General features: G+C 71.2%; 22 protein-coding genes and 4 tRNA genes. 4 read left to right on the top strand and 22 right to left on the bottom strand.

The annotated features are described in order from the left end of the window. Nucleotides 1–52: 52 nt before the first annotated feature. The 8 genes from rplL to CLV56_RS12540 form a co-directional block, all read right to left on the bottom strand. Complete coding sequence (rplL, locus tag CLV56_RS12575; protein WP_039347195.1) at nucleotides 53–448, bottom strand: 50S ribosomal protein L7/L12; 396 nt, start codon at nucleotides 446–448, stop codon at nucleotides 53–55. Nucleotides 449–505: 57 nt separating this feature from the next. Continuing rightward, the gene (gene rplJ / locus CLV56_RS12570) at nucleotides 506–1,090 is read right to left on the bottom strand and encodes a 50S ribosomal protein L10 (RefSeq protein WP_039347198.1); all 585 of its coding nucleotides are present in this window, start codon (nucleotides 1,088–1,090) and stop codon (nucleotides 506–508) included. Between the two features lie 290 nt (nucleotides 1,091–1,380). Then, entirely contained in the window at nucleotides 1,381–2,190 is an 810-nt protein-coding gene (locus CLV56_RS12565; RefSeq protein WP_039347200.1) for an SCO4651 family lipoprotein, read from the bottom strand. 127 nt (nucleotides 2,191–2,317) lie between these two features. Next, nucleotides 2,318–3,028: a 50S ribosomal protein L1 gene (gene rplA, locus CLV56_RS12560; protein ID WP_039347203.1), complete on the bottom strand. Its 711-nt coding sequence runs from the start codon at nucleotides 3,026–3,028 to the stop codon at nucleotides 2,318–2,320. A gap of 80 nt (nucleotides 3,029–3,108) precedes the next feature. Next, complete coding sequence (gene rplK / locus CLV56_RS12555; protein WP_039347205.1) at nucleotides 3,109–3,537, bottom strand: 50S ribosomal protein L11; 429 nt, start codon at nucleotides 3,535–3,537, stop codon at nucleotides 3,109–3,111. A 78-nt stretch (nucleotides 3,538–3,615) separates the two neighbouring features. Beyond that, nucleotides 3,616–4,542: a transcription termination/antitermination protein NusG gene (nusG, locus tag CLV56_RS12550; protein WP_100414908.1), complete on the bottom strand. Its 927-nt coding sequence runs from the start codon at nucleotides 4,540–4,542 to the stop codon at nucleotides 3,616–3,618. A gap of 32 nt (nucleotides 4,543–4,574) precedes the next feature. Continuing rightward, on the bottom strand, nucleotides 4,575–4,802 hold the full coding sequence (gene secE, locus CLV56_RS12545; RefSeq protein ID WP_039347208.1) for a preprotein translocase subunit SecE: 228 nt from the start codon (nucleotides 4,800–4,802) through the stop codon (nucleotides 4,575–4,577). Nucleotides 4,803–4,878: 76 nt separating this feature from the next. Continuing rightward, nucleotides 4,879–4,951 (bottom strand) — tRNA-Trp (locus CLV56_RS12540). 186 nt (nucleotides 4,952–5,137) lie between these two features. On the opposite strand from CLV56_RS12540, the gene CLV56_RS12535 reads away from it, so the two are divergent. Then, nucleotides 5,138–6,163 carry an adenosine deaminase gene (locus CLV56_RS12535; RefSeq protein ID WP_211288143.1) on the top strand — a complete coding sequence of 342 codons (1,026 nt, stop codon included), beginning with the start codon at nucleotides 5,138–5,140 and terminating at the stop codon, nucleotides 6,161–6,163. A 167-nt stretch (nucleotides 6,164–6,330) separates the two neighbouring features. Here the strand turns inward: CLV56_RS12535 and CLV56_RS12530 are convergent, their stop codons facing one another. From CLV56_RS12530 to CLV56_RS12515, 4 genes are all read right to left on the bottom strand, one after another. Beyond that, nucleotides 6,331–7,362 carry a UDP-N-acetylmuramate dehydrogenase gene (locus tag CLV56_RS12530; protein ID WP_039347211.1) on the bottom strand — a complete coding sequence of 344 codons (1,032 nt, stop codon included), beginning with the start codon at nucleotides 7,360–7,362 and terminating at the stop codon, nucleotides 6,331–6,333. A 93-nt stretch (nucleotides 7,363–7,455) separates the two neighbouring features. After that, nucleotides 7,456–7,626: a 50S ribosomal protein L33 gene (gene rpmG, locus CLV56_RS12525; RefSeq protein ID WP_039347214.1), complete on the bottom strand. Its 171-nt coding sequence runs from the start codon at nucleotides 7,624–7,626 to the stop codon at nucleotides 7,456–7,458. Between the two features lie 44 nt (nucleotides 7,627–7,670). Continuing rightward, nucleotides 7,671–7,744: transfer RNA gene (locus tag CLV56_RS12520), tRNA-Met, on the bottom strand. 52 nt (nucleotides 7,745–7,796) lie between these two features. Next, nucleotides 7,797–7,869 (bottom strand) — tRNA-Thr (locus CLV56_RS12515). A gap of 105 nt (nucleotides 7,870–7,974) precedes the next feature. On the opposite strand from CLV56_RS12515, the gene CLV56_RS12510 reads away from it, so the two are divergent. Continuing rightward, nucleotides 7,975–9,144: a serine hydrolase domain-containing protein gene (locus CLV56_RS12510; protein WP_039347217.1), complete on the top strand. Its 1,170-nt coding sequence runs from the start codon at nucleotides 7,975–7,977 to the stop codon at nucleotides 9,142–9,144. A 129-nt stretch (nucleotides 9,145–9,273) separates the two neighbouring features. Further along, complete coding sequence (locus tag CLV56_RS12505; protein ID WP_039347220.1) at nucleotides 9,274–11,343, top strand: CARDB domain-containing protein; 2,070 nt, start codon at nucleotides 9,274–9,276, stop codon at nucleotides 11,341–11,343. Nucleotides 11,344–11,402: 59 nt separating this feature from the next. Here the strand turns inward: CLV56_RS12505 and CLV56_RS12500 are convergent. Next, nucleotides 11,403–11,484 (bottom strand) — tRNA-Tyr (locus CLV56_RS12500). A 97-nt stretch (nucleotides 11,485–11,581) separates the two neighbouring features. Here CLV56_RS12500 and CLV56_RS12495 point away from each other — a divergent pair. Then, nucleotides 11,582–12,076 carry a YajQ family cyclic di-GMP-binding protein gene (locus tag CLV56_RS12495; RefSeq protein WP_039347223.1) on the top strand — a complete coding sequence of 165 codons (495 nt, stop codon included), beginning with the start codon at nucleotides 11,582–11,584 and terminating at the stop codon, nucleotides 12,074–12,076. Between the two features lie 25 nt (nucleotides 12,077–12,101). Here the strand turns inward: CLV56_RS12495 and rnhA are convergent, their stop codons facing one another. The 9 genes from rnhA to CLV56_RS12450 all read right to left on the bottom strand — a co-directional run bounded on the left by rnhA (nucleotide 12,102) and on the right by CLV56_RS12450 (nucleotide 20,569). Beyond that, on the bottom strand, nucleotides 12,102–12,551 hold the full coding sequence (rnhA, locus tag CLV56_RS12490; RefSeq protein ID WP_039347226.1) for a ribonuclease HI: 450 nt from the start codon (nucleotides 12,549–12,551) through the stop codon (nucleotides 12,102–12,104). Nucleotides 12,552–12,675: 124 nt separating this feature from the next. Further along, a complete protein-coding gene (locus tag CLV56_RS12485) occupies nucleotides 12,676–14,130 on the bottom strand; it encodes an NADH-quinone oxidoreductase subunit N (protein ID WP_100414906.1) in 1,455 nt (484 codons plus the stop codon). After that, nucleotides 14,127–15,638 carry a complex I subunit 4 family protein gene (locus CLV56_RS12480; RefSeq protein ID WP_039347229.1) on the bottom strand — a complete coding sequence of 504 codons (1,512 nt, stop codon included), beginning with the start codon at nucleotides 15,636–15,638 and terminating at the stop codon, nucleotides 14,127–14,129. Before CLV56_RS12480 ends, CLV56_RS12485 begins: the two co-directional genes overlap by 4 nt. Further along, nucleotides 15,635–17,467: an NADH-quinone oxidoreductase subunit 5 family protein gene (locus tag CLV56_RS12475; protein ID WP_100414905.1), complete on the bottom strand. Its 1,833-nt coding sequence runs from the start codon at nucleotides 17,465–17,467 to the stop codon at nucleotides 15,635–15,637. Before CLV56_RS12475 ends, CLV56_RS12480 begins: the two co-directional genes overlap by 4 nt. Next, on the bottom strand, nucleotides 17,464–17,796 hold the full coding sequence (gene nuoK, locus CLV56_RS12470) for an NADH-quinone oxidoreductase subunit NuoK (protein ID WP_100414904.1): 333 nt from the start codon (nucleotides 17,794–17,796) through the stop codon (nucleotides 17,464–17,466). The genes CLV56_RS12475 and nuoK overlap by 4 nt, the downstream gene beginning before the upstream one ends. Continuing rightward, a complete protein-coding gene (locus CLV56_RS12465; protein ID WP_039347232.1) occupies nucleotides 17,796–18,299 on the bottom strand; it encodes an NADH-quinone oxidoreductase subunit J family protein in 504 nt (167 codons plus the stop codon). Before CLV56_RS12465 ends, nuoK begins: the two co-directional genes overlap by 1 nt. Beyond that, entirely contained in the window at nucleotides 18,296–18,877 is a 582-nt protein-coding gene (locus CLV56_RS21440; protein ID WP_039347235.1) for a NuoI/complex I 23 kDa subunit family protein, read from the bottom strand. The genes CLV56_RS12465 and CLV56_RS21440 overlap by 4 nt, the downstream gene beginning before the upstream one ends. Further along, entirely contained in the window at nucleotides 18,874–19,827 is a 954-nt protein-coding gene (nuoH, locus tag CLV56_RS12455) for an NADH-quinone oxidoreductase subunit NuoH (protein WP_039347238.1), read from the bottom strand. The genes CLV56_RS21440 and nuoH overlap by 4 nt, the downstream gene beginning before the upstream one ends. Beyond that, entirely contained in the window at nucleotides 19,820–20,569 is a 750-nt protein-coding gene (locus CLV56_RS12450; RefSeq protein ID WP_039347242.1) for an NADH-quinone oxidoreductase subunit C, read from the bottom strand. Before CLV56_RS12450 ends, nuoH begins: the two co-directional genes overlap by 8 nt.

Here is a 20,569-nt window from a genome sequence, read left to right as displayed (position 1 = left end):
CACCCCGCAGGGTGGACGCCCGTCGTGCAGATGGCTCCTCAGAGCCGCGCGGTCACTTCAGGGTGACGCTGGCGCCGGCGGCCTCGAGGGCCTCCTTCGCCTTGTCCGCGGTCTCCTTGTTGACGCCCTCGAGGATCGGCTTCGGCGCGCCCTCGACGAGATCCTTGGCCTCCTTGAGGCCGAGGCTCGTGAGGCCACGCACCTCCTTGATGACCTGGATCTTCTTGTCGCCGGCCGACTCGAGGACGACGTCGAACTCGTCCTTCTCCTCGGCAGCAGCGGCGCCGGCGTCGGCGCCACCGGCGGCCGGGGCCGCGGCGACGGCCGCGACCGGAGCCGCGGCGGTGACGTCGAAGGTGTCCTCGAACTGCTTCACGAACTCGCTGAGCTCCAGGAGGGTCATCTCCTTGAAGGCGTCCAGCAGGTCCTCGGTGCTGAGCTTCGCCATGGTTGGCGTCCTTTCTGGTCGGGGACCCCGAGGGGGGTCGATCGTGTGTGTCGGGCCCTAGCCCTCGGAGCCCTCGGCGTCGGCCGGGGCAGAGTCGGCCTCGGCCGGAGCCGAGGCGCTGGACGGGTCCTGCTCGACCTTGGTCTGCAGGGCGCCCACGGCACGCGCCGCCTGAGCGAGCGGTGCCTGGAACAGCGAGGCGGCCTTCGAGAGGTTCGCCTTCATGCCGCCCGCGAGCTTGGCGAGGAGGACCTCGCGCGACTCGAGGTCGGCCAGCTTCTTGATCTCGTCCGCATCGAGCGCGCTCCCGTCGAGGAAGCCGCCCTTGATGACGAGCTTGTCGTTCGCCTTGGCGAAGTCACGCAGACTCTTCGCGACCTCGACCGGGTCACCCTTGATGAAGGCGATGGCCGTCGGGCCGTTCAGCAGGTCGTCGACACCGTCGACACCCGCGTCGCGAGCCGCGATCTTGGTCAGCGTGTTCTTGGCCACGGCGTAGTTGACGTTCTCACCGAGCGAGCGGCGCAGGTCCTGCAGCTGCTTCACGGTGAGACCGCGGTACTCGGTCAGCACGGCGCCGTTCGAGCTGCGGAACTCCTCCGCCAGCTCGGCAACCGCCGCGGCCTTGTCCGGTCGCGCCATGGTTCTCCTTCGTGTCGTACCCGCCAGGACGGCGGGCACCCGATCCGTACGAAGGCCACCGGCGCACGAGGACTCCGGAGATGACGAACGCCCCGGCGCAGAGCACGGGGCGTGACGCACGAGTGTGCGTGAGCTACGTACCTGCGCAGGCCGCCCGCGTCTGCGGGACCTTCGATCCATGGCGCAAGCGCCACGAACCACCGGCGGTCTTCGGTCAACGACCAGATTACGGGACGACCCGTACGGATCCCAAATCGGGGTCCGTACGGGTCGTCTGGGTGGAGCGCGACTCAGCCGCCGAGGGCGCCGAGACCGGGAACCTGGTCGAGCTTCATCGTGTCCTTCTTCGCGGGAACCTCCACGTCGACCGGCTCGCCCCAGTCGGAGTAGGTCATCTCGGCCTGCGCGCCGGTCAGCTCGAACAGCACCTTGCGCGGCAGGTCGTCCGGTCCGAGCCAGTAGGAGTACACGATCTCCTTCGGCAGACCCGCGCCGAGCGAGCCGTCGCCGAGCTTCGCGGTGTCGACGGTGACGTCGTAGCGCACCGCCTCCACGCCGTCGAGCTGCTCGGTCTCACCGGTGTTCTCGACGTCGGTGATCGCACCCTCGAGCATCTCGAGACCCTTCGACGGGTCCATCTGCTCCTTCATCTGCCCGAACGAGCCGGTCAGCTGCTGCGCCGTCGGGTCGTCGGGATCGGCCTTGATCCACTTCTCCCCCGTCATCGCCGGCAGACGGAGGTAGACGAGCCCGCCGGTGAAGATCAGGTCGATGTCCTGACCGGCGGCGGCCATCGACATCGCCATCTCGACGTCGTCCGGGTCCTCGGCGATCGCGACGTCGCCGGTGCCCTCGATCGACTGGCCGCCGATCTCCATGGACATCTCGACGTGCGCCGAGGTCGCGTCGCTCTGCGCGGCGGCGACGGTCGAGGCGAAGCTCGCCGGGGTCAGCGCGTCGCCGTCGGATCCCGCCCCGTCGGCCGACGCAGCAGCCGGTGCCGGATCGTCACCACCGGCGACGTCGGAGCTGTTGGAGCAGCCGGCGGTCAGGACGAGCGCGGTCGCCGCCAGCGCGGCGGACAGGGATCGGATACGCATGCGTTCACGGTACCCGGGCCGAGGTGCAACACGCGATACACCCCGAGTTGCAGGGACGACGAGGGCGCCGCTCCCGAGGTCGGGAGCAGCGCCCTCGTACGGCGACGGTCGGTGACCGTCGGAGTCGTCAGTCCTCGTCGGAGGCGACGTTGCGGGTGCGGTTCGGGTCGACCGGGACACCGGGGCCCTGCGTCGTCGAGACCGTCACCTTCTTGATGTAGCGGCCCTTGGAGCTGGCGGGCTTGAGCCGCAGCACCTCCTCGAGCGCAGCCGCGTAGTTCTCGGCGAGCTTGGCCGCACCGAACGACGCCTTGCCGATCACGAAGTGGAGGTTCGAGTGCCGGTCGATGCGGAACTCGATCTTGCCGCCCTTGATGTCGGAGACGGCCTTGGCGACGTCGGGCGTCACCGTGCCGGTCTTCGGGTTCGGCATCAGGTTGCGCGGGCCGAGGACGCGGCCGAGGCGACCGACCTTGCCCATCATGTCCGGCGTCGCGACGACGGCGTCGAAGTCGAGCCAGCCCTCGGTCACCTTCTCCACCATGTCGTCCGACCCGACGAAGTCGGCGCCGGCCTCACGCGCGGCCTCGGCCTTGTCGCCGGTCGCGAACACGAGCACACGGGCGGTCTTGCCGGTGCCGTTCGGGAGGTTCACGGTGCCGCGGACCATCTGGTCGGCCTTGCGCGGGTCGACCCCGAGTCGCATCGACACGTCGACGGTCGAGTCGTAGTTCTTGGAGCCGGTGTCCTTGACGATGTCCATCGCCTCGAACGGGCTGTAGAGGCGATCCTTGTCGATTCGCTTCGATGCGGCCGAGTAGGCCTTGCTGTGCGTCATGCTGGTTCTTCTCTCTCTACCAGTCGTGGTCCTCGGGCCCAGCTGGCCCTGCCACTGAGGGTTCGGTCGGGGTCAGGTGCTCAGTCGACGGTGATGCCCATGGAGCGGGCAGTGCCCTCGACGACCTTCATCGCGGCGTCGATGTCGTTCGCGTTGAGGTCCGGCATCTTGGTCTGCGCGATCTCGCGGACCTGGTCCTTGGTCAGCGAGCCGACCTTGTCCTTGTGCGGGACGGCCGAGCCCTTCTGGAGGCCGGCGGCCTTCTTGATCAGCTCGGCGGCCGGCGGCGTCTTCGTGATGAAGGTGAACGACCGGTCCTCGTAGATCGTGATCTCGACCGGGACGATGTTGCCGCGCATGGACTCCGTCGCGGCGTTGTACGCCTTGCAGAACTCCATGATGTTGACGCCGTGCGGACCGAGGGCGGTACCGACCGGCGGGGCGGGCGTCGCGGCGCCCGCCTGCAGCTGCACCTTGACGAGCGCTGCGATCTTCTTCTTCGGAGGCATGAATCTGTTTCCTTCTCGTGGTGACGGTGGGCCTGCCGCGGCCCTCCCACTGGTGTTGCTGGATCGCCCGGCCGGGGCTCAGACGCGCTGGATCTGCGCGAAGCTGAGCTCGACGGGGGTCTCCCGTCCGAAGATCTCGACGAGCGCCCGGACACGCTGGGCGTCGACGTTGATCTCGGTGATCGTGGCGTGCAGGGTCGCGAACGGACCGTCCACGACCATGACCGAGTCCCCGACGGAGAAGTCGGTGAACTCGACCTTCGGCGCGCTCGCCGGCGCCTGCGACGCGGCCCCCTCGGCGGCCGGCTGCTCGACCGCGACCTGCGCCTCGACGGCCGGAGCGAGCATGCTCTCGACCTCGGACAGCGTCAGCGGCACGGGCTGGTGGGCGTTGCCCACGAAGCCGGTGACCGACGGCGTGTTGCGCACCGTCGACCAGGACTCGTCGGTGAGGTCCATCCGGACGAGGACGTAGCCGGGGAGCACGGTGCGCTTGACGAGCTTGCGCTGACCGTTCTTGATCTCCGCGACCTCCTCGGTCGGGACGACGACCTCGAAGATGAAGTCCTCCATGTGCATGGAGGTGATGCGGTTCTCGAGATTCGACTTCACACGGTTCTCCATGCCGGAGTACGTGTGGACGACGTACCAGTCGCCGAACTGCGTGGCGAGCTGCTCGCGGAACTCGGCGAGCGGGTCGGAGGCGATCTCGGGCTCGTCGTCGACCGGCTCCTCGAGGTCGGCCTCGGAGACGTCCTCACCGAGCGCGTCGCCGGGCTCCTCGACGGACTCGTCGCCCGTCTCGTCGTCGGCCTCCGAGCGCTCCTCGAACGTCGTCAGCGGCTCGGGGTCGTCGCTCTCGGTGGCATCGGCTGCCGCGTCGAGCCCCTCGGTGACCTCGGCGACCTCGAGCTCCTGCTCCTCGTCGTCGAGCGGAGCACGATCGCCGGGCTCGGCGGCGTCGCGCAGGACGGCGTCGTCGAGCTCGTCGTAGGGCTGAGACACGGTGCCCCTTTCTGTGTCGTCGGTGGTGCGGGTCAGGAGAAGAGCCAGAACACGAGCTTGCCGAACCCGTAGTCGAGGCCCGCGATGATGCCCATCATCACGACCACGAACACCAGCACCACGAAGAAGTAGTTGATCAGCTGCGGACGGGTCGGCCAGACGACCTTGCGCAGCTCGGCGACGACCTGGCGGTAGAACGTGAGCGGAGAGGTCCGCTGCGGACGCCGACTCTCGGTCGGTGCGCTGGAGGTCTCGCTCATCGCTGATGCGCTCCTTGGTCCTGGTCGTCTCTGGTCTTCTCTTCGTGCGCCCGCCGGGCGGCGGACCCTGCTCTCGCAGGGCAGGAGGGACTTGAACCCCCAACCTTCGGTTTTGGAGACCGATGCTCTGCCAGTTGAGCTACTGCCCTTCGGTGTCGTCCTTCGTGCAGACCTTCGACCCCCGCGCCGACCGGCCCCAGGGCATGCCGACACAGTGGATCTTTCCACCGGTCGTCAAGTGTACGGGGTGGGCCAGCGCGGCGTCGAACCGGATGGCAGCATGGCGCCATGCCGATCCCGCCGCCGTCGTGCGCGGCCCGACCCCCGAGGTGCTGATGCGGCCGATCGACGCGCTCCCGAAGGCTCACCTGCACCTCCACTTCACCGGCTCGATGCGTCACGGCACGCTGGTCGAGCTGGCCGAGCGGGACGGCGTACGCCTGCCCGCGGCGCTGGTCGAGGAGTGGCCGCCGCTGCTCCGCGCGACCGACGAGAAGGGGTGGTTCCGCTTCCAGCGGCTGTACGACACGGCGCGGTCGGTGCTGCGGACCCCCGAGGACGTCGCGCGCCTGGTCCGAGAGGTCGCCGAGGACGACACCGCCGACGGTGCGGTGTGGACGGAGATCCAGGTGGACCCGTCCGGGTACGGCGCGAAGTTCGGCGGGATCACCGAGTTCACCGATCTCGTCCTGGACTGCGTACGCTCCGCCGAGGCCGCGACCGGGCTGCGGATGGCCGTCGTGATCGCCTCCAACCGGACCCGGCACCCGCTCGACGCACGCACGCTCGCACGGCTGGCCTCGCAGTACGCCGACCGTGGAGTGATCGGGTTCGGACTCTCCAACGACGAGCGGCGGGGCGAGACCGCGTCGTTCGGGCGCGCGTTCGACATCGCCCGGCGCGGCGGGCTGCACAGCATGCCGCACGGCGGCGAGCTGCGCGGGCCGGACAGCATCGCGGCGGTGCTGGAGCACCTGCACCCCGATCGGATCGGCCACGGCGTCCGCTGCGTGGAGGACCCCGCGGTGCTGCGCAGGATCGCCGAGGCCGGCATCACGCTCGAGGTCTGCCCCTCGTCCAACGTCGCGCTCGGGGTCTACGACACGCTCGAGGAGGTTCCGGTCCGGACGCTGATGGACGCCGGCGTCGGCGTCGCGCTCGGCGCGGACGACCCGCTGCTGTTCGGGGCGCGACTGGCCGGGCAGTACGCGGCGCTGCGGGCGGCGCAGGACTTCTCCGACGCCGAGCTCGCGGAGCTGGCTCGGATGTCGATCCGCGGTTCGTACGCACCGCCCGAGCTGGCGGCGAAGGCGCTCGCCGACATCGACGCCTGGCTCGCCGCCCCCGACGACCGCGCCTGACGCGCCACCGCCCCGACCGCATCCGTCACAGGTCACCGCCGAGGGAGTGGGCCGCAGATCGGTGCAGGGTGACGGATGGGCGGCGCGGTCATCCGTCACAGGTCACCGCCGAGGGAGTGGGCCGCAGATCGGTACGGGATGACGGACACCACCTCGGGCGGGCGGAGTCAGAGGGTGGCGCCGACGAGCACGGGCTCGTTCTGCAGCACGACGCCGAACTTCGCCTCCACACCCGCTCGGATCTCGCGCGCCAGCGCCAGCAGCTCGTACGCGGTGGCGCCGCCGCGGTTCGTCAGCGCGAGGCTGTGCTTCGTGGAGATGCGGGCAGCGCCCTCCCCGTACCCCTTGCCGAAGCCGGCGCGCTCGATCAGCCACGCCGCGCTGGTCTTCACGGTGCCGTCGGGCTGGGAGTAGCGCGGCGCGTCCGCGGGGAGCGTCTCCGCGACCTCGACCGGCAGCAGGGGGTTGGTGAAGAACGAGCCGGCGCTCCAGGTGTCGTGGTCGGCGTCGTCGAGCACCATGCCCTTGCCGGCCCGCAGCCCGAGCACGGCCTCGCGGACGTCGGCGAGCGGAGCCCGCTCCCCCACCTCGATCCCGAGCGCCCGCGCGAGCTCGGCGTACCGCACCGGGGCGCTCTGCGTCCCCAGCCGCAGCTGGAACGTCACGTCGAGCACGACGAAGCGGCCGGGCTCGGCCTTGAAGCGGCTCGTCCGGTAGCCGAATCCGCAGTCGGCGGCCGAGAAGGTGACCACGCGGCGCTGCACCCGGTCGTACGTCCGGACGCGGGCGATCGTGTCGGAGACCTCCTGGCCGTAGGCGCCGACGTTCTGGATCGGAGTGCCGCCGACCAGCCCGGGGATGCCCGACAGGCACTCGATCCCGACCCAGCCGACGTCGACGGCGTGCGCGACCAGGTCGTCCCAGGTCTCGCCGGCCGCGACCGTGAGCGTGGCGCCGCTGCACGGGTCGGAGTCGACGGTCAGACCGCGGTTGCGGACCAGCACGACGGTGCCGTCGAAGCCCTCGTCGGCGACGACGACGTTGCTCCCGCCGCCGAGGACGAGGACCGGCTCGTCGGAGGCGTCCAGGCGTCCGATCGTCTCGACGGCGTCCTCGAGGTCGACGACCTCGACGATGTCGCGGGCCGGGCCGCCGATCCGCAGGGTCGTCAGCGGGGCGAGGACGAAGAGGTCACGCATCCGGGCACAGGCTCCTGGGAACGACGACGGGGTCCGCGCCGCGACGGCGAGGACCCCGGACGGTGTCGAGGCTGACGAGCAGCAGGCTGATGGTCAGCGGGTCTCGCGGTGAACCGTGTGACGCCGGTCGTTCGGGCAGAACTTCTTGAGCTCGAGACGATCGGGGTCGTTGCGGCGGTTCTTCTTCGTGATGTAGTTGCGCCGCTTGCACTCGGTGCACGCCAAGGTCACCTTGGGGCGGATGTCAGAGCTCTTGCTGGCCACGAGACTGCCTCATTCTTCGCTGGAACTTGCTGCTGTCGACTTTGTAGCGGGGGCGGGACTCGAACCCGCGACACCACGATTATGAGCCGTGTGCTCTAACCACCTGAGCTACCCCGCCATGCGTCCACCCGCACCTCCACCTGCTCGGCGGGGGCACGGGTGGGACTCAGAGCCCCTTTACGGAATCGAACCGTAGACCTTCTCCTTACCATGGAGACGCTCTGCCGACTGAGCTAAAGGGGCGAATCGGCGAACCGAGAAGCAAAGATACACGGCCGCCGACGGGAACCGAAATCCGGGGTCGCCGCGAGATCTGAGTCACCCACGGGACCGGGGGACAATGGTCCCATGCCCCTGAACCGCGTCGCCTCCGCGCTCGCGCTGGCGCTCGCGCTCGCCGCCTGCTCGGCCCCCGACGCGCCCGAGATCACGAGCTCGCAGGACACCGCGTCGCCCTCGTCGGACACCCCGACGGGACCGCCCGTGCCGGGCTCGGAGTGGGACCGTACGGCGCCCGCCGACGCCGGGTTCGACCCCGACGCGCTGGCACGGCTCGACCGGCGGTTCGGATCGCAGCGGACGAACTGCTTCGCCGTCGTCCGCGACGGCGAGCTGGTCCACTTCACGACGTTCGACGGCGAGGCGCCGGACGCGATGGGGCCGGCGTTCTCGGTGACGAAGTCGTTCACCTCGGTCCTGGTCGGGATCGCGGCGGACCAGGGTCTGCTGGACCTCGACGACCGGGCGGCGCGGTACATCCCGGCCTGGCGGGACACGCCGGCGGGCGCGGTGACGATCCGGGACCTGCTCGCGAACGTCTCCGGTCGGCACTGGGACGTCGAGACGGACTACCAGGAGATGGCGCTCCAGGCGCGTGACAAGACGGCCTTCGCCGTCGGGCTGTCCCAGGACGCTGCGCCCGGGACCGTGTGGCACTACAACAACGCGGCGATCCAGACCCTCGAGGCGGTGCTGTCGGCGGCGACCGGCGAGGAGCCGGCCGAGTACGCCCGCCAGCACCTGCTGCGTCCGTTGCAGATGTCGCGGACCTACTGGGGCACGGACCGGGCGGGCAACACCACGACGTACGCGGGGGTGAACGCGTCCTGCCTCGACCTCGCACGGTTCGGGCTGATGATGATGCGCGACGGTGCGTGGGGCGACCAGCAGATCGTCTCGGCCGACTACGTCGAGGAGGCGACGGGCGGCTCTTCGTCGGACCTCAACGCCGCGTACGGGCTGCTGTGGTGGGTCAACCGCAAGGGCACCGTGCTCGGCGCGCTCCCGGCCACCGGAGCCGAAGAGCCCGGCACGGGCGGCGCCACCCGGCCGGCCGCGCGACGCCTCGCACCGCAGGCCCCGCGGGATGCGTTCTGGGCGCTCGGGCTCGGCAAGCAGATCGTGGCCGTGATCCCGTCGGAGGGGATCGTCGCGGTCCGGATGGGGACCACGCCGGACGACCCGGACGCACTGTCGCCCGACGACTTCACGTCCGCCGTGCTCGATGCGCAGCGCTGAGGTCGCGTCTCAACGGTGCCTCGGCGTCATCCGCGAGGTGGACGCGGATCACCAGCCTGGACGATGCGACCCGCGTCGCCGGTCTGCGAACGTCGGGAGGTCTGTCTCCTCGACGTCGGAGGTACCACCGTGGTCCCGATCCCGCGCGCCGGCGCTGCGCTCGCCGCGCTGCTCGCCACCACCGCCCTCGTGGGCGCGACGCTGGGCGCGCCCGCCCAGGGCGCCGAACGCGGTGCGGAACGCAAGCACAAGCGACCCGACCTCGTCGTCACGAAGGTCGCCGACCCGCCCCGGACCGTGCTCCGCGGGAAGTCGATCCGCGTGCGCGCCATCGTCCGCAACGCCTCCAGGAAGGCGAAGGCTCGCAGCACCACGGTCGGCATCTGGATCTCGACCGACCGTCGTCGCAGCGGCCAGGACCGCCTCCTCGGCAAGGCGGGACTGAGGGCGCTCCGCGCACGCAAGCGCACCACCGTCTCGCGTACCGTCAGGGTCCCGTCATCGACCCGGCCGGCGCGGTACTACGTGATCGCGTGCGCCGACCCGGGACGCCGGGTCAAGGAGAGGCGTGAGGGCAACAACTGTCGCGCCAGCCGGTCGCGGATCTCGGTCACGGCGCCCCGGCCGAAGCCCAAGCCGCCGAAGCCCGATGGCTTCGCCGGTCCGCCCAGCGCCACCGTCGATGCGTTCGTCCGTTCCGGCGACGCGTACTGGTATCCGCGCGACGTGCCGACCGCACCGGGCCGTACGGCGGCCGTCACCGTGGACGAGTCGCGTGCGGTCACGAAGACGATCGACGAGTCGGGCGGTGAGATCGCCGTCACCACAGCCACCGGGGACCGGATCACTCTCGCCGTGCCGAAGGACGCGCTGTTCGGGCCGGTGACGATCACCGCAACCCCGATCGCCTCCCTCGCGGGGACGGCAGCCGTCGGGTCGCGTCCGATCGGGCTCTCGCTGGCGCCGGACGGGCTGACGATGCTCGAGCCCGCCACGATGACCGTCGTCCCCGCGACCGGCGGCACGGCACGCCCCGCCGTAGCCGTGATCGGGCAGAACGACGGGTCGCAGACCGAGCCCGGGCTGCTCCTGCCCGACCCGGACCGGCTCGCGGTCGCCGTGTCGCACTTCTCGACCGCGAGCATCGTGCTGGCGTCCGTCACGGGTGGGGCGGCGTCGCCGTCGAGCTACTTCTCCCCGGCCGATTACCAGGCATCGCTGTCGACCCAGATGAACGACCTCATGCGGCAGAACCGCGACCACCTGCTCGATTCCGGCGAGCCGCTCGACGGTGTCCACGAGGAGCTGCAGCGGTTGAGCGACGAGTGGTACGAGAACCTCGTCCGGCCCAAGCTGGCGTCGATTCGCACCGACTGCGCAGCAGCCGAGAAGTACGCGAACTTCGTCCTGGGCTCGATCAGGAACTTCGAGCTGCTGTTCAACACCGCCCGGGAGGGCTGGAAGGACGCAGTCTTCGAAGCGCTGAGAGTGGGCGCGCGCAACTGCCTCGACGAGATGCGGCCGTGCCGGGTGATGAACCGTCACGACCTGATCCGTTGGCTCGGGCTCTCGCGGCAGATCCAGCTGTTCGGCTACGAAGCACCGGAGTTCACCTGGTGCCACCCCGTCAACGGCACGATCGAGATGACCTACGACGAGATTCAGGACGGGCCGACGTCGTCCGGTCTCGACCGTCGGGTGCAGACGCGGATGCGCTGGTACATCGGATACAGCGACGACGCGCGGATCACCTGGTCGGACGACGGGACGCTCGCGAACCTCTCCGACAGCCCCGGCGACGACGGCGACGTCTGGTACGTCGCCGACTACGCCCAGGACGGGCACTACAAGTGGTGTGCTGACGACTGGTGGTCCCAGCGGGCGAGCGGCGACGGAGTGGACCCCCACGAGTTCGCCGTCTCCCTCAGCCCGGGCACGGGCTGGGGCGCGATCCGATGGGCACAGCCCCTCGAGGCGAAGACCCGCACGAGCAGCTGCGGCGGCGCGATCACGGAGCGAGTCAGCGACCTCGCGGTCGCCGGCGGGAGCAGCCTGCTGGGGGTCACCGACTCCCGATGGTTCCCGGAGCAGAGGTTGGTGACGCTGACCGGATCAGCGAACGAGGCCAGCCCTCAGCGCACCCTGCAGGGCCAGTTCACCGCCCGCCTCTGGGTCGACCGGCCGCCTGATCTGGGGTGACCAGCAACGCGACAGGGGCGGGACCGCACACGCGGTCCCGCCCCTGTCGGCGTCTCCCGTGGCAGGTAGAGGATTCGAACCTCTGAAGGCTACGCCGGCTGATTTACAGTCAGCTCCCTTTGGCCGCTCGGGCAACCTGCCGGGTGGTCGTTACTCTGAGCGAGCAACGCACACGACTCTAGCGCAGCGATCCCAGCCGGCTGAATCCGGGGGACGCTGCCCACCCGGAAGGACGGACATGGCCGCGGACTCCTCGTTCGACATCGTGAGCAAGCTCGACCAGGCGGAGGTGGACAACGCGATCAACCAGGCCGCCCGGGAGATCTCGACGCGTTACGACTTCAAGAACACCGGCGCGTCGATCGAGCGCAGCGGCGATCACGGCGTGGTGATCCGGGCCAACGCCGACGAGCGCGCGCTCGCGGTCCTGGACGTGCTCAAGGACAAGCTGGTCAAGCGCGGCGTCTCGCTGAAGACCCTCGAGGCGAGCGACCCCAAGCAGTCCGGCAAGGAGTCGGTGATCAACGGGACGTTCTCCGAGGGGATCAGCCAGGAGCAGGCGAAGAAGGTCTCCAAGCTGATCCGCGACGAGGGCCCGAAGGGCGTCAAGGTCCAGATCCAGGGCGACGAGCTGCGGGTCACGAGTAAGAAGCGCGACGACCTCCAGGCCGTGATCGCCCTCGTCAAGGGTGCCGAGCTGGACTTCGCGGTCCAGTTCACGAACTACCGCTGAGTCACGAGGTCCGCCGGTTCACGAGCTACCGCTGAGCCTGCGCCTCGCGGGCGCCGAGGCCGGCGAGCTCGTCGGCCCGCTCGTTGCCGGGGTCGCCGGAGTGGCCCTTCACCCAGTGCCAGCGCACCTCGTGCCGCGCGGCCGCCTCGTCGAGCCGGCGCCACAGGTCCTCGTTCTTGACCGGCTTCTTGGCCGACGTGCGCCAGCCGTTGGCCTTCCAGCCGGCCAGCCAGGACAGGATCCCGTTGCGCACGTAGCTGCTGTCGGTGTGCAGGTCGACCTCGGCCGGGCGGGTCAGCGCCTCGAGCGCCGCGATGGCGGCCATCAGCTCCATCCGGTTGTTCGTGGTCGCGGGATCACCCCCGTGCAGCTCCTTCACGTGGTCCCCGGAGCGCAGCACGGCGCCCCACCCTCCGGGGCCGGGGTTGCCGAGGCAGGCGCCGTCGGTGTGGATGGTCACGGTCGCGTCAGGCACAGCGGCAGCGTAGTCGGGACCCGATCGCTCGCTGCTCGCGCGGTCTCGGACGGTGGGTCTCGATCGCTCGCACGCTCGCGCCTCGACCAGCGGATCGAGAGACAGGCTCGACCGGCGAAGAGCGTCAGGGCAGGAGCGGTCCGAGCAGCATCGTCGGGTACAGCGACGTCGCGACCAGGGCGAGCAGGCCGAGCACCACGATCGCCTCGGTGATCGCGACCCCGCCGCGCCGGGGCCGCACGACCGTCACCTCGCCGCCGCCGGTCGCGGCCTGCGGGTCGTCGGGGTCGGTACGCCACCGCTCGCGGGGCGCGAACACGACCACCACGAGCCGCAGGTAGTAGACCAGCCCGGCCGCGATGTTGAGCGCGATCGCGACCGCGAGCCACGCGTACCCGCCGAGGATCACCGGCTGGATGACGAGGTACTTCGCGAGCAGGCCGATCACCGCGGGCGGGAACCCCGCGAGCGTCAGCAGCGCCATGATCAGGGCCGCGCCCGTGACGGGGTCGCGACGCGCCAGACCGGCGAGGCGGTCGTAGTCCGTCCCGCCGAACCGCCGTACGACGAGGGCGGCCACCGCGAACGCCGTCAGGTTCGCGAGCGCGAACACCGCGAGATAGCGCAGCGGCGCCGCCGAGACGACCGGGCTGTTCACACGCAGCGCGACCAGCGGAGCGAGCAGGAACCCGGCCTGCGCCACCGACGACCAGGCGAGCATCGAGACCATCTCGCGCTGCACCAGCGCGCCGATGTTGCCGACGGTCATCGACAGGGCGGCGACGACGGCGATCACGACGTCCCAGCGCGGCTGGAGCGAGAGGAACGGGTACGCGAGCACGACGAGCAGGGCCGCGAGCGCACCGCCCTTGGAGACGACCGAGAGGTACGCCGCGACCGGGATGGGTGCCCCGCGGTAGGCGTCGGGGATCCAGAGGTGGAACGGCACGGCGCCGACCTTGAGCAGCAGACCGACCAGCGTCAGGACCACGATCGCGCCCAGGACCTCGGGGCCGACGTCGGTGCGGTCCTGGCTCTGGAGGCTGGTCAGGACGCCGTCGTACGTGAGCGTGCCGGTGACGCCGTAGAGCAGCGAGATCCCCATCAGCGTCACGGCGCTCGCCGAGACGGACAGGACGAAGAACGTCCACGCCGACCTGATCCCGCGCAGGCTCCCCGACCTGATCCCGACGAGCACGATCGACGGCAGCGCCAGCAGCTCCAGCGCGATCACCAGGGTCACGAAGTCACGCGCCACGGCCAGCGTCAGCGCACCCGACGCCGACAGCAGCAGGAGGAACGACAGCTCACCGGGAGGGACCGCGGGATCGTCGTCGAGGACCTGGCACAGCGCCACCACCACGGCGGTCGAGACCAGCAGGACCCACGAGAACCCGAGGGCGACCCCGCCGGACGAGCCGGTCGCGCCGAGCCAGCACCCTGCGCCGACGAGCGCCGCCGCCGAGATCCCGCCGGCGGTCCGCCACCCGGCCTGCGCCACGAACGCGTCGGTCAGCAGCACCACGATCGCCCCGACCGCCACCACCAGCGGGACGCCGATCACGCTCCACTCGATCACGGGGCACCTCCGAGGATCGCCGGGATGCTCGGTTCGATGATGCCGACGAGGAGCCCCGGCGCGAGGCCGAGCAGCAGCACCCCGACCACGAGGACGGTCGCGATCCCGCGCTCCGAGCCGGACAGGTCCAGGTCGTCGGGCGACGGCGTCGGGACCCCCTGCATCGTGGTCCGCAGCACGCGCAGGACGTACGCGCTGGTGAGCAGCACGCCGACCAGCGCAACGACGAGCAGCGTCCCGGCCAGCCCGGCGGCGAGGACGCCGCCGGACGACGTCGCGGCGTCGTACGTGCCGCGCAGCGCCATCATCTCGCCCCAGAACCCGGCCAGGCCGGGAAGACCGAGGCTCGCGATCGCTGCGAACGCGAGCACGACGGCGAGCGCGGGCGTCCGGGCGTACAGGCCGCGCCCGATCACGCTCAGCTCCGCGCTGCCGAAGCGACGCTTGAGGGCACCGGCGTTGAAGAACAGCAGGCCGGTGATCACCCCGTGCGCGACGCTCGCGAACACCGCGGCGGCGACGCCGATCTCGCTCATCGTCGCGACCGCGAGGACCACGAAGCCCATGTGCCCCACGCTGGAGTAGGCGATCAGCCGTTTCAGGTCGTCCTGGCGCAGACAGGCCAGCGCGGCGTACACGATCCCGATCACGCCCAGGATCGCGAGCCACGGTGCGAGCGTCGCAGTCGGGTCCGGGAGCACCGAGGCCAGGACCCGCAGCAGGCCGTACGTCCCGAGCTTGAGGAACACCGCCGCCAGCAGGACCGAGCCGACCGTCGGCGCCGACGCGTGGGCGTCGGGCAGCCAGATGTGCAGGGGCCAGACCGGCGTCTTGACGGCCAGCCCCACCGCGATCGCACAGGCCGCGAACAGTGCCCACCCGCCCGCGAGCGGTACGTCGCGCGCGGCCAGCTCGGGGATCTGGAGGGTGCCCGCCGACGCGGCCACGGTCACGAACCCGACCAGCATGAACGCCGACCCGGCCACGGTGAACACGAGGAACCGCGTGGCCGCCCGACGGCGGCCGCGTGGGTCGTGCGGATCACCCCAGCGGGCGATCACGAACCACATCGGGATCAGAGCGAGCTCGAAGAACACGAAGAACAGCAGCAGGTCCAGCGCCGCGAACACCCCGAGCGCGGCGGCGAGCACCACCATCACCAGGGCGACCAGCGCCGGCGTGGAGTTCTCCCCGGCCGGCGGGTCGTCGGTGAGCGCCCAGCACACCAGCGCGGTCAGCAGGCTGGTCATCAGCAGCAGCGGGAAGGAGATGCCGTCCATCCCGAGGTGCCAGTGCATCCCGAGGGACCGCACCCAGAGCACGTCGACCTCGCCGGCGTACGCCTTGTCCCCGCGGTTGAGCCACGCCAGGACCAGCGCGAGCGCGCTCAGCAGCGAGACCGCCAGGCCGAGCCGGGCCGCGACCCGGTCGGTGATGATGTCGCGGACGACCACCATGACCAGGGCCGCGACGGCCGGGAGCAGGACCGCGATCAGCACGCCGCTCATCGGACCACCGCCCCGACCGCCACGAGGAGGACGCCGACCGCGAGCACCGTGGCGTACGCCTGGGCGTTGCCGGACTGCGCGCGGCTCATCAGCCGTCCCGTCGTCATCGTCAGCCAGCCGACCGCCCGCGGGTAGAAGTCGACGATGTCGCGGTCCGTCGCCACGACGCCGTCCCCGGAGCGTGCCGCGGCGCGCGACGTCCACGCCCACGCGTCGTCGCTCGCCGACTCGGCGCGCGAGCGACCTGGCCGCAGGCCCACGAACGCCACCGGGTCCGAGCCCTCGCGCAGCGCCCGCCAGCACAGCCAGCCCACGCCCACCACGATCACCATGGTCACGAGGCCGGCGAGCGGGTGCAGGGGCATCGCGAACGAGAGCAGCAGGGTCGCGGCGGCGAGCAGCAGGAGCGGCCCGGCCATCGCGCCCGGCGCCTCGTGCCCGGGGCCGACCGTGACCGGCGCCGCGTGCTTCGCGGTCGTGGCCGCGTGCGTCGCCGCCGGTGCCGCGTGCTTCGCGGAGGACGCGACACGATCCTGCTCGTCGGCCGCCTCCACCGGCGTGAAGAAGACCGACCACCACGTCCGCGCGCAGTAGACGACCGTGACCGCCGCGGTCACCAGGCCGACCACCAGCACGATCACCGCCACCAGCGGCGAGACCGGTGCGTCGTGCCGGATCGCGTGCCAGGCCGAGTCGAGCACCGCGTCCTTGCTGAAGAACCCCACGGTCGGCAGCAGCCCGGCGAGCGCGGCGAACCCGATCGTCGCCGTCGCGAACGTCAGGGGCATCGACCGGCGCAGCCCGCCCATGTCGCGCAGCGCGGTCGACCCGATCGCGTGCGCGACCGAGCCGGCCGCCAGGAAGAGCAGGGCCTTGAACGCGCCGTGCGACAGCAGGTGGTCGATGCCCGCGTCGTAGCCGCCGACCGCGAGCGCCGCGAACATGTACGCGAGCTGGCTGACCGTCGACCATGCCAGGACCCGCTTCAGGTCACCGGCGGTGAGCGCGAACAGAGCCGCCATCAGCATCGTGATCACCGCGATCGCGGCGAGCACCGTCGTCGTCACCTCCGACGCGACCACCACCGGGTAGAGCCGCGCGAGCAGGAAGACGCCGGCGGCGACCATCGTGGCGGCGTGGATCAGCGCCGAGATCGGGGTCGGACCCGGCATGGCGTCCGGGAGCCACGAGTGCAGCGGGAACTGCGCCGACTTCGCCACGGCGGCCAGCACCAGCAGCAGACCGATCCCGGTCAGCGAGCCGACGTCCTCCCCGTCGGCCATGGCCGCCAGGACGCCGGATATCTCGTACGTGCCGAACGTCGCACCGATCGCGATGATCCCGACGAGCAGCCCGAGGTCGCCGATCCGGGTGAGCAGGAACGCCTTGACGGCGCCCGACCGGGCGTCCGAGAGCTCCCAGTGGTGACTGATCAGGAGGTAGGAGCACAGGCCCATCACCTCCCAGCCGATCAGCAGCACCCAGAGGTTGTCGGCGACCACGACGAGCGCCATCGCCACGAGGAACAGCTGGATGATCACGGTGTACGAGCGGTAGCGCGGGTCGCCGGCGAGATAGGCCGTCGAGTAGACCTGCACGAGGAGTCCGACCCCGGCCGCCAGCAGCAGCACGACCGCGCTGAGGTGGTCCACGTAGAACGACAGCGAGACGCCGAGCAGGTCCCCGCCGTCGACCAGCACGGTGCGCGCGCCGGCCGGCGGGCCGTACGGTCCGGTGACGTCACCCAGGCGCGGAAGAGCGACGAGCGCGGCGATCACCGCCAGCAGACCGGTGATCGCCACGGCCGAGAACGCGTGCCGCTGGTTCATCGCAGCCCACCGTCCTCGACCACGTCGGCCGGCTCGGTCGGCTGCTCGTCCACGTCGACCTGACCGGCCGCGCGGAACAGCGCGAGCACGATCGCGAGGCCGACCCCGATCTCGGCGGCGGCGAGCGCGACCACGAACAACGTCAGCGACTGGCCGGTGTGCACCTGGTCGGCCCACCAGGTGTCGAACGCGACCAGGTTGAGGTTGACGGCGTTCAGCATCAGCTCGATCCCGAGCAGCACCATCACCGCGTGCCGGCGCGCCAGCACGGCGTACAGGCCGAGACCGAACAGACCGCAGGAGATGGTCAGCGGCAGCAGCAGCGGCATCAGCGGCTCCCCCGACGCGTCAGCACGATCGCCCCGATCAGCGCAGCCAGCAGCACGAGCGACAGCACCTCGAACGGCAGCACCCAGGTCCGGAAGATCGCCTGACCCAGCGCGTCCGCGTCCCCGACGACGACGGCGTCCGGGTCGATCTCCTCGCCGGCGAAGCCCGCCCACAGGATCGCACCGAGGCCGACCGCGCTCGCCGTCGCCGCGAGCGCCGCCAGCGGGCGGTTGCGGGTGACCTCGGCCGAACCGGGGCCGGTCGGGGCGCGCGTCAGCATGAGGGCGAACAGCAGCAGGACGATCACCGAGCCCAGGTAGATCAGCACCTGGACCCAGGCGACGAGCTCGGCGGCCAGCACCACGTACATCCCGGCGACCGCGCCCAGGCTCACCACCAGCCACAACGCGGCGTGCACGATCCGGTCGGTGGTGACGGTCAGTGTCGCGGCGACCAGCGCCACCACCCCGAACGCGCCGAGCACCAGCGTCGCCGCGGTCACCGGCCGTCTCCCTCGCCGGGCTCGCTGCCCTCGGCCTCGGCCGTACGCTTCGCGGCCCGCTCGTCCGCCTCCCGACGAGCGGCCTTCTCGGCCGAGGCGATCTCCTTCGGCTCCTCCGCGGCCGGGTCGAGCGGCTGGGGCGGCGGCACGGTCCACATCCACTCCCGCAGCCGCTCCTTGTCGTGCGTCAGGTCGCGGATGTCGAGCTCGGCGTACTCGAACTCGGGCGACCAGTGCAGCGCGTCGAACGGGCAGACCTCCACGCAGATGGAGCAGTACATGCACAGCGAGTAGTCGATGTCGAACTGGTCGAGCATGTTGAAGCTGCGCTCGCGCCCGCCCTCGGTGACCGGGGGCGCCGTCTCCTTGTGGGAGTCGATCGTGATGCACCACGCCGGGCACTCGCGCGCGCACAGCATGCAGACCGTGCAGTTCTCCTCCTGCAGCGCGATGACCCCGCGCGACCGGGGCGGCAGGTCGGGCTTCACGTCCGGGTACTGCTGGGTGACGGCGCGGCGGGTGAGGTTGCGCCAGGTCACCCGCAGCCCGTCGAGCAGACCGCGTCCGAGGCCGTTCACAGCAGGACCACCACCGTCGTCAGTGCGAGCTGGGCCAGCGCGAGCGGGACCAGCACCTTCCAGGCCAGGGCGTTCAGCTGGTCCTCGCGCAGCCGCGGCCACGCCACCCGCGCCCACACCACGCCGAACGCCACCACGAACGTCTTCACCAGCACCCACAGCCAGCCGATCTCGTCCGACGCCGGGCCGCGCCAGCCGCCGAGGAACAGCGTCGTCGTGAGCGCCGCGAGCACCACGATCCCGGCGTACTCGGCGAGCAGGAACATCGCGAACCGGATGCCGCCGTACTCCGTGTAGGGCCCGAAGACCAGCTCGCCGTCGGCCAGGGGCATGTCGAACGGCGGGCGCTGGAGCTCGGCCAGCCCGGCGACGACGAAGACGACCAGGGCCGGCAGCTGCCACAGCAGCCAGGACCACTCCCACGCCCCCACGATGCCGATCAGCGACAGCGTGCCGGCCGCCATCGCAGCCGACACCGCCGCCAGGACCATCGGGAGCTCGTAGCTCATCAGCTGCACGGCCAGGCGCAGGCCACCGAGCAGCGAGTACTTGTTCGCGCTGGCCCACGCGCCCATCAAGGTGCCGAGGACGCCGACGCTCATCACGGCGAGCGCGAAGAACAGCCCGAGGTCGAGGTCGACGCCGACCACCGTCGGGCCGAGCGGGATCACCACGAAGACGGCGAGGTACGGGACGAGGGCGACCGCGGGCGCGAGCGCGAAGATCCTCCGGTCGGCGGCGGCCGGGACGACGTCCTCCTTCTGGACGAACTTCACCCCGTCGGCGACCAGCTGGGCCCAGCCGTGGAACCCACCCGCGTACATCGGACCGACCCGCGACTGCATGTGCGCCATCACCTTGTGCTCCATCTGCCCCACCAGCAGCGGCAGGGTCAGGAACGCCACCAGCACGAGGACGCAGCGCAGCAGGATCTCGAGGACGTCAGCCATCGGTGCCTCCGTCGCCGGGCGGCTCCTTGGGTGGTACGGCGCGGCGCGCGCGGCGCGGCCGCGCCGGACCGGACGGCGTGGTGGCGTGCGCCAGCGGGTCGGGTGCATCGCTGCCGCGCTCGCGCGGCCCCCACTGCTCCGGCTCCGGGACACCGGGCGGGCGGGTGCGGCGCCGGCTCGGCGAGGCGACGTCGGCGTCGGACTCGCCCGGCTCCTTCGCGCCCGGCCACGGCTTCACCACGCGCGAGGCCAGCACGAACTCCTTGCGCAGCGGGTGCCCCTCGAAGGCGTCGGGCAGCAGCAGCGCCTCGAGCGGACCCGCGGAGTCGAACCCGATCCCGAACATCTCGTGCGTCTCGCGCTCGTGCCAGGCCGCTCCGGCGTACACGGTCGCGAGCGAGTCCACGACGAGCGCGTCGCGCGGGATCCACGTCTCCACGACCAGGTGCCGCAGATGGGTCCGGGCGACGCCGGGCGACAGCCCGGCGAGGTGGCAGACCACGCGCATCCCGCCGGCGAGCGAGGCGTCGGCGGGGTCCGGGCTCGGGGCCCCCGCCTCGTCGACCGCGCTCAGCCAGTCGAAGTACGTCAGGTGGGCCCGGTCGCGCAGCGCGACGATGCTCGAGCGCCACCACCCCGACGGGACGGTCAGCGTCGGCCGGCCGAACTCCTCGCGCAGCCGCGCCCGGTCGCCGCCGATCACCCGGGCGAGGTCCAGCACCTCCTGCGTCCACGTGGCCAC

Source organism: Mumia flava (assembly GCF_002797495.1).
Lineage (GTDB): Bacteria > Actinomycetota > Actinomycetes > Propionibacteriales > Nocardioidaceae > Mumia > Mumia flava.
The sequence above is the reverse complement of the archived record's forward strand: the minus strand, read 5'-3'. Positions and strand labels throughout refer to the sequence as shown.

Coding starts and splice junctions, on each gene's coding strand:
- secE (WP_039347208.1), bottom strand. CDS start 4,802: ATGAGCGAGACCTCCAGCGCACCGACCGAGAGTCGGCGTCCGCAGCGG.
- CLV56_RS12565 (WP_039347200.1), bottom strand. CDS start 2,190: ATGCGTATCCGATCCCTGTCCGCCGCGCTGGCGGCGACCGCGCTCGTC.
- CLV56_RS12495 (WP_039347223.1), top strand. CDS start 11,582: ATGGCCGCGGACTCCTCGTTCGACATCGTGAGCAAGCTCGACCAGGCG.
- nuoH (WP_039347238.1), bottom strand. CDS start 19,827: ATGGCTGACGTCCTCGAGATCCTGCTGCGCTGCGTCCTCGTGCTGGTG.
- rplL (WP_039347195.1), bottom strand. CDS start 448: ATGGCGAAGCTCAGCACCGAGGACCTGCTGGACGCCTTCAAGGAGATG.
- CLV56_RS12510 (WP_039347217.1), top strand. CDS start 7,975: ATGCCCCTGAACCGCGTCGCCTCCGCGCTCGCGCTGGCGCTCGCGCTC.
- CLV56_RS12475 (WP_100414905.1), bottom strand. CDS start 17,467: ATGAACCAGCGGCACGCGTTCTCGGCCGTGGCGATCACCGGTCTGCTG.
- nuoK (WP_100414904.1), bottom strand. CDS start 17,796: ATGCCGCTGCTGCTGCCGCTGACCATCTCCTGCGGTCTGTTCGGTCTC.
- CLV56_RS12535 (WP_211288143.1), top strand. CDS start 5,138: ATGCGGCCGATCGACGCGCTCCCGAAGGCTCACCTGCACCTCCACTTC.
- CLV56_RS12480 (WP_039347229.1), bottom strand. CDS start 15,638: ATGAGCGGCGTGCTGATCGCGGTCCTGCTCCCGGCCGTCGCGGCCCTG.
- CLV56_RS12530 (WP_039347211.1), bottom strand. CDS start 7,362: ATGCGTGACCTCTTCGTCCTCGCCCCGCTGACGACCCTGCGGATCGGC.
- rplJ (WP_039347198.1), bottom strand. CDS start 1,090: ATGGCGCGACCGGACAAGGCCGCGGCGGTTGCCGAGCTGGCGGAGGAG.
- rplA (WP_039347203.1), bottom strand. CDS start 3,028: ATGACGCACAGCAAGGCCTACTCGGCCGCATCGAAGCGAATCGACAAG.
- rplK (WP_039347205.1), bottom strand. CDS start 3,537: ATGCCTCCGAAGAAGAAGATCGCAGCGCTCGTCAAGGTGCAGCTGCAG.